At 67.3% G+C, this 12193-nt stretch carries 9 protein-coding genes; 2 read left to right on the top strand and 7 right to left on the bottom strand.

The genetic code is table 11. The features are described 5' to 3' along the window. Positions 1-355: CAP domain-containing protein (locus A5624_RS14295; protein WP_369827491.1), on the bottom strand; the 355-nt coding region annotated here is incomplete at its 3' end. Here A5624_RS14295 and A5624_RS14290 point away from each other — a divergent pair. Then, positions 305-490: a hypothetical protein gene (locus A5624_RS14290; RefSeq protein WP_369827489.1), complete on the top strand. Its 186-nt coding sequence runs from the start codon at positions 305-307 to the stop codon at positions 488-490. The genes A5624_RS14295 and A5624_RS14290 overlap by 51 nt on opposite strands. Positions 491-500: 10 nt before the next feature. Here A5624_RS14290 and A5624_RS14285 read toward each other — a convergent pair whose 3' ends face one another. The 4 genes from A5624_RS14285 to A5624_RS14270 form a co-directional block, all read right to left on the bottom strand. Then, the gene (locus tag A5624_RS14285) at positions 501-1088 is read right to left on the bottom strand and encodes a rhodanese-like domain-containing protein (protein WP_066867186.1); all 588 of its coding nucleotides are present in this window, start codon (positions 1086-1088) and stop codon (positions 501-503) included. A gap of 70 nt (positions 1089-1158) precedes the next feature. Next, positions 1159-2511, bottom strand: coding sequence for a rhodanese-like domain-containing protein (locus A5624_RS14280; RefSeq protein ID WP_066867192.1), 1353 nt, complete (start codon positions 2509-2511; stop codon positions 1159-1161). A 213-nt stretch (positions 2512-2724) separates the two neighbouring features. After that, the gene (locus tag A5624_RS14275) at positions 2725-2961 is read right to left on the bottom strand and encodes a hypothetical protein (protein WP_197498129.1); all 237 of its coding nucleotides are present in this window, start codon (positions 2959-2961) and stop codon (positions 2725-2727) included. A 142-nt stretch (positions 2962-3103) separates the two neighbouring features. Beyond that, positions 3104-7339 carry a bifunctional nitrate reductase/sulfite reductase flavoprotein subunit alpha gene (locus A5624_RS14270; protein ID WP_066867184.1) on the bottom strand — a complete coding sequence of 1412 codons (4236 nt, stop codon included), beginning with the start codon at positions 7337-7339 and terminating at the stop codon, positions 3104-3106. Between the two features lie 330 nt (positions 7340-7669). On the opposite strand from A5624_RS14270, the gene A5624_RS14265 reads away from it, so the two are divergent. Continuing rightward, complete coding sequence (locus A5624_RS14265) at positions 7670-8137, top strand: LppP/LprE family lipoprotein (RefSeq protein ID WP_066867182.1); 468 nt, start codon at positions 7670-7672, stop codon at positions 8135-8137. Positions 8138-8204: 67 nt separating this feature from the next. Here A5624_RS14265 and A5624_RS14260 read toward each other — a convergent pair whose 3' ends face one another. Then, complete coding sequence (locus A5624_RS14260; protein ID WP_066867180.1) at positions 8205-10157, bottom strand: acyl-CoA dehydrogenase; 1953 nt, start codon at positions 10155-10157, stop codon at positions 8205-8207. Positions 10158-10269: 112 nt separating this feature from the next. Continuing rightward, a complete protein-coding gene (locus A5624_RS14255) occupies positions 10270-12120 on the bottom strand; it encodes an ATP-binding cassette domain-containing protein (protein WP_369827490.1) in 1851 nt (616 codons plus the stop codon). Between the last annotated feature and the right edge of the window lie 73 nt (positions 12121-12193).

The raw sequence follows: 12193 nt of genomic DNA, 5'->3' as shown, positions 1-12193 counted from the left end.
GGTTGACCAGTTCCAGGCTGCTGATCGCGATGGCCGGGTTGATCGCCACGGTCTCGGCGGCCCGGCCGCGGAAGCCGGCGGCGTTGGCGCGGTCCTGCGGCGTGGAACCGTCCGAGCCTATGTCGCCGTTGATGTTTCGGTTGTTGATCATGTCATCGGCGTGCCATTCGGCGGCCAGCGTGAGGGCGTTGTTCCTGACGACGTCGTTGGTGCAGCCCGCCTGGTGCTGCAGGGTGTAGACGGCCGACACCACCGCGCTGTTGAGCCGCTTGTTGTCGGCTTCCGCGGCCGGGCCGCCGAGACCGTGGCGATCAACCCGGCCATCGCGATCAGCAGCCTGGAACTGGTCAACCAGTGGTATTACAACCCGGACGACATGGCGATCATCCGCGACTGCGCCAACAACACCATCGGGGTGTGGTCGGACAACAGCATGGACCGCACCGTGGTGGTGGCGGTGTACGGGCAGCCCGACCCGCCCAAGCGGTAGGCCTCAGCGTCTAGCGCGCGGCGGTATTGAGCGCCGACAAAACCGTTTCGGGATCGGTTGTGGCGCCGCGGTTGTAGGGCAGCTTCGACAGGGCCGTGGCCATCGCGCACGTATTGGTCAGCGCGGCGAAAGTCAGCCCGCCACCGATCGCGGCCGCCACCCATTTCAGGCGGGGGAGCGCGACACTGCCCAGCACGGACGACAACACGACCGACCCGGCGACGAGGCGCACCTGCCGTTCCAGATCCCACCGCTGGGCGCCGCGGTCGACGGCGAAGCCTCGCCCATCCCAGTCGATGATTCCGTTCTCGAGGACGCGCCCGCCGGTCAAACCGGCGTTCCGCAACAGCGTTTGGGCTTTGGTGGAGCGTTGTCCCGACCGGCATACCAGGACGACCTCGTCGTCCCCGCCCAAGAGCTGGGCGACCTCACGGGTGTGTTCGTCCAGTACGTCCAGGGGCACGTTGTAGGACCCGGAGATGTGGGACGTTTCGAACTCCGCGGGGGTCCGCACGTCGACGATGCGTGGGGCGGGCGAAGACTCGAGTTGCTTGCGTAGCTCGGCCGAAGTGATGGCGTCGGCGGTCGGTGCGCTCATGTGATTCCTCCCGTTGTGGGCTCCTCAATTGGTCACTACCCGCTATCGCGGTGCGGGCCGTCCTTTTCGATCACGTTGAACCTGAGGTGATGTCGAGTTTTTCCGCGTTGTCGTAGTCGTCATCGATCAGCACGACGCGGCGTTGATGCCGATCGAGTAGCGCCGCGGCGATCGACGCCCGGTAGCCGCTGGCGCAGTGGATCCATAGTTCGCGGTCCTGGGGAAGTTCGCCGAGGCGTTCCGGTAGCTCGTGCACCGCAATGTTGACCGCATCGCGCACGTGGCCGCTGTCGAATTCGTGTGGCTGGCGAACGTCGACGACGGTGACCGCATCGTCATCGAGCACATCGACGAGGTCCTTGAAGGACGCGACCCGGTAGCTGCGCAGCGGCGTGCCGTCGGCCAGCGCGCGTATATCGCCGGTGGCACTGCCGGTGAGGCGATCGACGCCGATGCGGGCGAGTTCGCGCTGAGCGTCGGCGACCTGCTGGGCATCCTCACCGATCAACGTCAGTGGTGCGCCCCAGCGGTACAACCACCCGAGGTAGTTCACGAACGAGCCCGACAGCTCGAACCCATAGGTGCCGGCCAGATGCCCCGCCGCGAATGCCGTGCGGTTGCGCAGGTCGACCACCCACTCGCCGGCGTCGATGCGGTGGCGAAGTTGGTGTGCGTCAACCGGTTCGGGCGGCGACAGGTCCGCCGCTTCGGGGCCCGCCCTGTTGATCACACCCATGTGTGCGTAGTAGGCGGGAAACGCCGAAAGTCCTTCCAGCAGCTCGTCGACGTATTGCTGTTCGTCCTGGGTCAGCGCCGGGTTGCTGCGGCGTTGTTCGCCGATGGTGGAGGCGTCACCGTCGGGTGGCGTGGCCGAACAGAAGCTGCCGAATCCGTGGGTGGGATAGATCGCGGTTTCCGAAGGCAGCTCATCGGCGAGGCGCCGGACCGAATGATATTGCAGCCGGGCCAGTTCCTCGGTGTGGTCGTCGCCGACCAGGTCTGTCCTGCCAGTGCTGCCGAACAGCAGCGATCCGCCCGTGAAGACGCCGACGGCCTCGCCGGAATCGTCACGCAGCACGTAGCTGACGTGATGGTGGGTGTGTCCGGGTGTGAGCAGCACTTCCACATAAATTTCGCCGGTGTCGATCCGGTCGCCGTCCCCGACCGCGTGGCGGTCGAAGTCGACGTCTTCGCCTGCGGGAACGACGTATTGGGCACCGGTAGCTTGGGCCAGTGCCAGCCCGCCGGTCACGTAGTCGTTGTGGATGTGGGTCTCCAGCACGTGGGTGATGCGCAGGTCTCCCGTCAGCTCGAGCACCCGGTCGATGTCTCGTTGCGGATCGACGGCGACGGCGACCGTGCCGTCGCTGATGAGATAGCTGCGGTCGCCCAGACCTGAGGTCTCGATGATCGTCACGTCCACCATCGTTTTCTAGTACCCCGAAAGCGGATTGGCGGCGCAAGTCGAGCCGGCGTTGGCCGCGGCCGGAACCCGTGTGAAACCCGCGCTCACCCCGTCAATGGCCGGTTTAGCGCAGCTCAGCGCGGGCGAACCTTGCGGTCGCGGAAGCATCGCAGCGTTTCAACCACGGTGATTTTTGCGATGGCCCGCTCCGCACACCCGTCGGGTGTGTCGCTAACCGCCGGTGAGGGATTCGTCGGCCATGTCGCAGACGCACACGTACCCGCCGTGGCGCCACGGACCGAACTGGGTCCCGCGCCTGCGCAGCAGATGCTGCGCGTAGACCTTGTCGCGTTGATCCCGCGAGAACGCGAAGTCGAGATTGATGGGCAGGCCCGCCCAATCGACCTGGTCACTGGCGGGTTCGTCGCCGTACCTGAGCCGGCACTGCAGCGGGCAGCCGTTCTTGATGACCCGATCGGGTCCATCACACTCCCGAGCCACGATGACGTCACTCCTTCAGGCGCGCGACCTTACGAGTGCATCGTGCGACGCCGAAGTTTCGGCGGTAGGCGCGCGATGTTTCCGCTGTGTTACGGGTGGCGGATCGGCGTCAGTAGACGTCGCGGTGGTAGCGCTTGTCGGCGCTCAGCGACTGGACGTAGTCCTTCGCCGCTTCCGGCTCGAGCTTGCCGAATTCGGCGGCGATCTCGCAGAGTGCTCGGTCGACGTCCTTGGCCATGGGATCCGCGGTGCCGCAGACGTAGAGCTGGGCGCCGTCCTGCAACCAGCTCCACAGCTGCGCCCCGCGTTTGCGCATCAGGTGCTGCACGTAGACCTTCTGCTGCTGATCGCGGGAGAACGCCAGGTCCAACTCGGTGAGGAACCCGTCGTCACGCATCTGCTCGAGTTCGTCGCGGTAGTAGAAGTCGGTGGCGGCGTGCTGCTCGCCGAAGAACAGCCAGTTGGGGCCGGTGTGCCCGAGTGCGCGCCGTTCCTGCAGGAAGCCGCGGAACGGCGCGATCCCCGTCCCGGGCCCGATCATGATCATCGGGGTGTCCGACTCACTCGGCGGCCGGAAATTGCTGGACTGCTGCAGATACACGGCGACGCGGTCGCCGGGGGAGCGGTCGGCGAGGTAGGTCGAACACACCCCGCGGCGTGCGACGCCCTGGAAGTTGTAGCGCACCGGGGAGACGGTCAGGTGGACTTCGCCCGGGCACTCCTTGGGGCTCGACGAGATCGAATACAGCCGCGGCTGAAGGCGTTTGAGGACCCGCAGCCACTCGTGGGCCGACGCGGAGACGGGCAGCTTGGCCAGCAGATCGATGGACTGGCGGCCCCACGTCCAATCCGCCAGTGCGCGTTTGTTTTCCGGCTTCAGCAGCTCCGCGAGTGTGGGGTCACCGGTGCGCTCCTGCACGAAGCGCACCAGATCCCGGCTGATGTGGGCGATCTCGATGCGCTCGGTGAGCGCGGAGCGCAACGACATCAGACCGTGCTCGCCGACCTCGACCGGGGTCTGCCCGTTCAGTCCGGTGACCGACAGCCACTCGTCGACCAGCGCGTCGCTGTTGCGCGGCCACACGCCGAGCGCGTCACCGGCCTCGTAGGTCACGGATTCCTCCGGCATGTCGAAAACCAGGTGCCGCACGTCTTTCGTCGATTCCGGTCGGCTCAACACGGTGTTGCGGACCATGCCGGTGATCAGCGGATGCTTCTTGCTGTAGGCGCCGGCGGCGGGCGCGCCGGGGCGAGGCGGCGCGGCAACGGTGGACGTGCGGGCCGGCGTCGTCACACTTCCGTCCCCGCCGACCGAGGTGGGCGTCCGGGTCAGGGCCTCGATGACGTCGCCCACCCACTTCGCCGCGGTGTCGTCGTAGTCGGGTTCGCAGTCCACCCGGTCGGTGATGCGGGTGGCGCCGAGCTCGGCGAGGCGGGCGTCCAGCTTGCGGCCGTGGCCGCAGAAATCGTCGTAGTTGGAGTCGCCCAGCGCCAGCACGGCGTAGCGGAGGTTGGTGAATCGCGGTGCGCCCTCGGATGTCAGCGCTCGCCAGAGGCCGGCGCCGTTGTCGGGCGCGTCACCGTCGCCGGTGGTGCTGGTGACGAACAGCACCTCCCGCGTCGTCGTCAACTGCGCCGGCGGGAAGTCATCCATGCTGTGCAGCGCGACCGGGAGTTCCGCGGCGCCCAACCGGGCGGCGATCTCGCCGGCGAGCTCCTCGGCGTTGCCGGTCTGCGATGCCCACAGCACCACCACGGGCGCGCGCTCGGCGGCGGGCTTGGTGTCGACGGGCGTGGCGGGCGGTTGCTCGACGGCCGGCGCCGGGGCGGTCGGCGGTGCCTCGGCCAGGCCCCCCGGTCCGTCGACGCGCGAGAACAATCCGGCCAGAAGGCCGTCCACCCACAGCCGGGTGCCCGCATCGAACGGCGCGCTCGGCGGCAGGGTAGGCACACCGGCGGTGCGGCGACCGGCGTCAGAGCGAAGCCCGGAGAGCATGCCGGCCAGATACGAGCGGCCGAGCTCGTTGAATTCCGGCTTGGCTTGCGTTGTCACACCCAGCAATTCGCCGAGTGCGTCGACTTGTGACACGCTGATTTCTCGTACCTCCGTGGGTGCGGATGCCGGTGTGTCGGGGACCGCCGGCATCTCGGTACCGGGATCGGGTTGCGCGACGGCGACCTTCGTCAGCGTGACCGCGCACGCCTTGAATTCCGGTTGGCTCGAGATGGGATCGACGGCGTCGTTGGTGACGGCGTTGATGGACAGGTATTCGCCGAAGGCGTCGTTCCAGTGGAACGGCGCGAAGCAGTTGCCGGGCCGCACCCGGTCACTGACGACAGCGGGCAGCACGGCGCGGCCGCGCCGGGACGCGATCTCGATCTGATCGTCGTCGACGATGTGCAGGCGGGCGGCGTCGTCGGGGTGGATCTCGACGAACGGCCCCGGATTGAGTTTGTTGAGTTTGGCGACCTTGCCGGTCTTGGTCATGGTGTGCCATTGGTGAGGCAGGCGACCGGTGTTCAGCAGGAACGGGTAGTCGTCGTCGGGCATTTCGTCGGGCGGCAGGTGCGGGCGGGCGAAGAACACCGCCCGGCCCGTCGGCGTCGGGTAGGCCAACCGCGGCACGCTGCCGTCCTCGCGGACCAGCCGCGTCTGGCTGACGCCGTCATTGAGGTAGCGGATCGGGTTGCGGTCGCCCCCGCCCTGTGGAGCGCACGGCCACTGCAGCGGGCTCTGGCGCAGCCGCTCATAGCTGACACCGCGCAGGTCGTACCCGGTCTTCGGGTTGGAGAACCGCTTGATTTCTTCGAAGACTTCCTCGGCGCAGGTGTAACTGAACGCCTCCGAAAAGCCCATCTCGCAGGCGATCCGGGTGATGATCTGCCAGTCCGGCAGCGCGTGGCCCGGCGCCTGGACCGCCGGCTGGAACAGCGTCATGTTGCGCTCGGAATTGACCATGACCCCTTCGGACTCCGTCCACAGGGTCGCCGGCAACAGCACATCGGCGTATTCGGTGGTCTCGGTCTCCAGGAACGCGTCCTGGGCCACCACCAACTCGGCGCGTTCCAGTCCGGCCAGCACCGTCTTACGATTGGCAACGGAGGCAACGGGATTCGTGCAGATGATCCAGCAGGCCTTGATCTGCCCGTCGGCCATCCGGGAGAACATGTCGATGGTGCCGCCGCCGACCTCGGTGCGCAGCGTTCCGCGGGGAAGGCCCCAAAGGTTTTCGACGAACTCACGATCCTCGTCCGATAGCACCGAACGCTGACCGGGCAAACCCGGCCCCATGTAACCCATCTCGCGACCGCCCATGGCGTTGGGCTGGCCGGTGAGGGAGAAGGGGCCGCTGCCCGGCTTGCAGATCGCGCCGGTGGCCAGGTGCAGGTTGCAGATGGCGTTGGTGTTCCAGGTGCCATGGGTGCTCTGGTTGAGGCCCATGGTCCAGCAGCTCATGAAATTGTCGGCCTCGCCGATCATCTGAGCCGCTTTGCGGATGTCCGCTTCCGGGATGCCGGTCACGGCGCTGACCATGTCGGGCGTGTACTGCTCCAGGAAGCCGGGCATCACCTCCCAGCCCTCGGTGAATTCGGCGATGAAATCGGGGTCCGTGTGGCCGTTCTCGACGATCAGGTGCAGTAGCCCGTTGAGCAGCGCCAGATCCGATCCCGGCGCGATCTGTAGGTACAGATCGGCCTTCTCGGCGGTCGCGGTGCGGCGCGGGTCGACGACGATCAGCTTCGCGCCCGCCTTGACCCGGTCCATCATCCGCAAGAACAGGATGGGATGGCAGTCGGCCATGTTCGCGCCGATGACGAAGAAGACGTCGGCACGGTCGAAGTCTTGGTATGACCCGGGTGGTCCGTCCGCGCCGAGCGAGAGTTTGTAACCGGAACCGGCGCTGGCCATGCACAGTCGCGAGTTCGACTCGATCTGGTTGGTGCCGATGAAGCCCTTGGTCAGCTTGTTCGCCAGGTACTGCGCCTCGATGGACATCTGGCCGGACACGTACATCGCGAAGGCGTCCGGACCCTGTTCGTCGATGATCGCGCGTAACCGGTTCGCGCACTGGGTGATCGCCCGATCCATGTCGACGGGCTCGAGTGGCTCACCGCGGTCGGCCCGCACATGGGCCGAGCCCATCCGGCCCGGCGCGCCGAGCATGTCCGCGGTGGTGGCGCCCTTGGTGCACAACCGGCCGAAGTTGGCCGGATGTGCTTTGCTCCCAATCGACTTGGCGACGTGATCGCGGCCCGTTTTCGGGTCCGTTGTGATCTGCAACACCATGCCGCACCCGACGCCGCAGTAAGCGCACATGGTGTTCACGGCGTTGTCAGGCGCCATGGACTCCCTGGTCACGCTTACGTCCCTTCGGTTCGAGTGCGCACGAGTTAGCTCTGTCTCGGGTGAGTTCATTGTGGAGCAGGCATGTTTCGGCATCGCTGCCCGAAATTTCCCCCGGTTTACTTCTTCCTCTCAGCGGCTGGCGCGCCGATGTGAAATCGCCGGGGAATTCGCGGCCGTGGAAGGCGTTACCGCAGGTCACCGTTGACCGGCCGTCCCGCTTGAGGTTACGCAGGACTGCCCGCGAAACGCTTCTCAGAAGGGGGTTTTTGACCAAACCGATGGGACATTCACAGTCTTCGCTAAGCTCACCGCGTGCGTCGGCTCATTGTGATCTGTCTGGTTTTGCTGGCCTCCGGCTGCGGCTGGAAGCCGACCGCGCCGCCCCAGGCCCGGCCCGACAACTGCAAGGACTCCGACGGGCCGACGGCCGACACGGTGCACCAGGCGATCACCGCCGTTCCCATCGCCATCCCCGGCACCATCTGGGTCGAGATGGGCCGCGGGCACACCCGAAACTGCCGGTTGTATTGGGTGCAGATCATCCCGACGATCGCCAGCGAATCAAGCCCACAGCAACTGCTCTTCTTCGACCACAACAGGCCGCTGGGTAGCCCCACCCCGAACCCAAAGCCGTACACGACGGTGCTACCGCCCTCGGATGACACCGTCACCGTTCAATACCAGTGGCAGAAGGGGAATGACCAGCTGTGCTGTCCGACCGGGATCGGAACGGTCAAGTTCCGGATCGGCCCGGACGGCAAGTTGCAAACGCTGGGCAAGGTTCCGAATCAATAGCGTTTGCCGCCAATGACTTTCCCGTCCGTGCCGACGTCGCGGCGGCCGGTGATCGGCGGTCGGCCGCTCAGCTCGTGAGGGCCTCTTCCAGGTTCTCCGGGTGCAGCATCTCGACATAACGCAGCCGCTCCGGGATGCCGAACCCGTCGACCAGCGTCTCCGCGTGCGGGCGCAGCGCGCGGCACCGGTCGTTGATACCCCGGGTGACCGCCTTCGCGCGTTCGGTGGACAGGTAGCGGTGCTCGATGTACCACGCCTTGTCATCCTCGATGACCGACAGTGCGTACAGGTCGCACAGGATGCCGAGTATTTCGCGGGCCTTCTCGTCGGGGCACGCGTCGATTCCGGCGACAAACGCCTCCAGGATGACCCGGTCGATGTGCGCGCTGGCCGCGTGCAACACGTGATCCTGCACGGAGTTGAATGCGTCGAAGGCCGACATCTCTTTGGATTTGGCCTGCAGCCGGCGGGCCACCGATGCCAGCAGATACTCCTCGCGGTCCTCGAACATCGTGATCTGCGTGCCGCGGTTGAACAGGCTGCCCTCTTCCTCGCTGTCTTGGCGGGCGTCCACGATGGTTTGGATGATCGCCTCTGCCGCAGTGCGTTTGACGACGCGTTCACCCACCGTGCTGGCCGCGAAGCGCACCCATTCGACCGGACTCATGCTCTTGATGTCGTCGGCGTAGGCCGTGAGCAGTTCCTTGGCCACCAATTGGGTCAGCACGTGGTTGTCGCCCTCGAAGGTGGTGAAAACGTCTGTGTCGCCGCGCAGCCCGATCAGTCTGTTCTCGGCCATGTAGCCGGCGCCGCCACACGCTTCGCGGGCCTCCTGGATGGCCCGGCTCGCATGCCAGGTGTTGGCCGCCTTCAGGCCGGCGGCGCGCGCTTCGAGTTCGCGTTGCTCGTCGGCGTCGGGTGCGTCGGCGCTCTGCACGTCATGACATTTGCCGACCAGTTCGTTCTGCGCGAACTGCAACGCGTACGACTTGGCGATCAACGGAAATAGTCGCCGCTGGTGCACCAGATAGTCCATGATCAGCACTTCGGAACCGTCGTCGGGTGCGGTGAACTGCCTGCGCTGCAAGGCATATCGGGTGGCGATGTCCAGGGCCACCCGGCCGGCGGCGCCGGCGCTGCCACCGACGGTGATCCGGCCGCGGACCAGGGTGCCCAGCATGGTGAAGAACCGGCGATTCGGGTTGTCGATCGGCGAACTGTAGGTGCCGTCGGCCGCGACGTCGCCGTACTTGTTCAACAGGTTGACCCGCGGGACCCGGACATGGTCGAACACGATGCGCCCGTTGTCGACACCGGGCAGTCCGCCCTTGTATTCGCAGTCCGAGGTGGTGATGCCCGGCAGATCGTTGCCGTCCTCGTCGCGGATCGGAACCAGCACGCAGTGCACGCCGTGATTGACCGGCTTCCCGTCCTCGTGGGTGATCAGTTGCGCGAAAACCGCCGCCATGGTTGCGGTTTCGGCGGCGCCGCCGATGTAGTCCTTACGCGCCGAGGGGGTGGCGGAGTCGATGATGAACTCTTCGGTCTCGGGGTCGTAGGTCGCGGTGGTCTCCAGCGACTGCACGTCGCTGCCATGTCCGGTCTCGGTCATGGCGAAACAGCCGCGCAACTCGAGGCTGATGATCTTGGGCACGTAGAGCTCGTGGTGGCGCTCGGTGCCCAGGTTCTCCACGGCACCGCCGAACAGGCCCCACTGCACACCGGCCTTCACCATCAGCGACAGGTCCGACATGGCCAGCATCTCGATCATGGTGATCGCCGCCCCCACGTCACCGGTGCCGCCGTGTTCCTTGCGGAAACTGTCGGCGGCCGCGCCGAACGCCGCCATGATCCGCATCTGCTCCGCCACCTTGGTGCGGGCGATCACGGTGTTCGGCGTGTAGTGCGGCCGGAACAGGTCCTCGGTGAGCGTGGCCCGCATCCGGTTTCTCACATCACGCCAACGCCCGTCCAGTGCGTTGCGCAGATAGTCGGCAGTGCTAGTCGTTTCAGGCGCCATAAGCCGACAGTAATGGGCGGTTCCCGTCGCGGCGAACAACGCTGACAGTTCATGTCCCCGTCCGCATTCTCGCGACGGCCGCCGACCCGCGGCACCCGGCCGCCCACCCGGCTCAGCCTTGGCGGCGAGGGGCTTCTTGCGGCTCGCGATCGGGGGACGGGTGGGGGCGTCCGCCCAGCGGTGACCGCAGCCGATACAGCGTGAATCCGGCCGCGAGCACGCCGAACAAAACGAGCATCCCGGTGTCGAACACCCACCAGCCGCTGTAGTGCGTCCAGGTCACGGCGTCGGCCGCCAGCGAATCGACCCTGCGCAGGTTCGTGGTGGACGCCGTGGCCGCGAAGCCCCACTGGGCCGGGACGAACCAGCTGATCTGCTGCAGGCCCCACCTGCTCACCAGCTGTACCAGGCTCCCGTTGAACAGCGCCGCCGCCAGGATCACCGGGACTACCAGCGGCAGGACCTCGCGCGGCGACTTGCCCAGCGACGACAGCGCCAGGCCCAGGACCGCCGACACGATCGCGGTGACGGCCACGCCCACGTAGAGCTCGACCGTGGCGTTGTGCAGCAGGACGGCGCTGCGTCCCGGTCCCCCCTTGACCGCGATCACGATCGCGAACACGACGGCCGTCCAGAGGGCCGCGGCCAGGCCGTACACGGTGATCTTGGCGGTGAGGTACGCCGGTGCCGTCAGGCCGACTTCCTGCTCGCGCCGGAAGACGCGGTGTTCGCCCACCAGCGCGCGGATGGTCAGCGCCGTGCCGATGATCACCGCCGCGACGTTGAAGGCGGCCAGGAGCTCGATGGCCTCGTGCGGGTTGGTGCTGTCCGCGCCGGGCCTGGCCAGTCCCGAATCACCCGGGATCAGCAGCGTCAGCCCGGCCAGGACGAACGGCAGGACCGCCAGGAACGCGAAGTAGCTGCGGTCGCCGAGGAGCAGGCGAACCTCGCGCCGGGCCAGCAACCGGATCTGCCGAGCCCTGGGCGCCGCGGGCGGCGGCGGCCACGGTGCCGCGACTTCCGGCGCAGTGGTCGGCGCCGACGTGGGCGCTCGGGTGCGAAACGCGCGGTGGGCTCCCTCGGGATCGGCGCCGACCTGCGCGAGCACCCTGTTCCAGTCGGAGGTGCCCAGCGCGGATTCCACCTGCAGGGGCGTCCCCAGGTAAGCCACCTGGCCCGTGCCGGTCAGTACCAACACCTGGTCGCAGACGTTGACGTCGGTGAGCGACGTGCGCGCCGAGATCGCGACCACCACGGCGCAGCCGATATCGGCCTGGCGCCGCAGGACCGCCATGACGTGGCGCTGTTGCGCCGCGTCCAGTCCGGTGGTGGGCTCGTCCACCACGAGCAGGCTGGGCCGGGTGACGAGCTCGACGGCCAGGTCCGCGCACCGGCGCACCTCGGCGGGGAGTTTGCGGATTCGGGTGTCGCGGTGGGCTGTCAGCTCGAGCTCGTCGAGGACCTGGCTGACCACGCGGTCGCGCTGCTCGGGCAAGGTGTCCGGCGGCAGCCGCAGCTCGGCGGCGTATTCGAGGACCTGCGCGACGGTGAGCTGGCGGTGCAGGCGGTTGTCGCGCGGGACCACCCCGATTCGGGTCCGCATGACCTCCGGTTCGTCGTGCACATCGTGTCGATCCACCGTGACGCGCCCCGCGCTGGGCGTTCGGGCGCCGGCCAGCAGCGCCAGCAGCGCGGCATTACGCGCGGCCGACGGTCCGATGACCGCCGTCATGGTGCCGGGGCGGGCCGTGAACGAAATGCCGGACAGCGTCTCGTGCCCGTCGACGGTCAGGCCCAGCCGGTAGGCGGTCGCCCCGGTGGTGCGCGACGCGGTCTGCAGCGGCAGGCGATAGGTGGCGTCGGGTTGCTCGGTGCGGAACGAGGGGCGCTGGGCACGCAGCTTGCTGGTCACCATGCGCTCGATGAGGCTCGGGCCCTGCTGCCGCTCCTCTCCCAACGGGATCGGTGGCCGACCCGGGGGTGGCGGCCATGCCGACCGAGGCTTCGGCCCTTCCGGCCTCGCTGACCGTATGGGC

It is taken from the genome of Mycobacterium sp. 1482292.6, assembly GCF_001672995.1.
Taxonomy (GTDB): Bacteria; Actinomycetota; Actinomycetes; order Mycobacteriales; family Mycobacteriaceae; genus Mycobacterium; species Mycobacterium europaeum_A.
The sequence above is the reverse complement of the archived record's forward strand: the minus strand, read 5'-3'. Positions and strand labels throughout refer to the sequence as shown.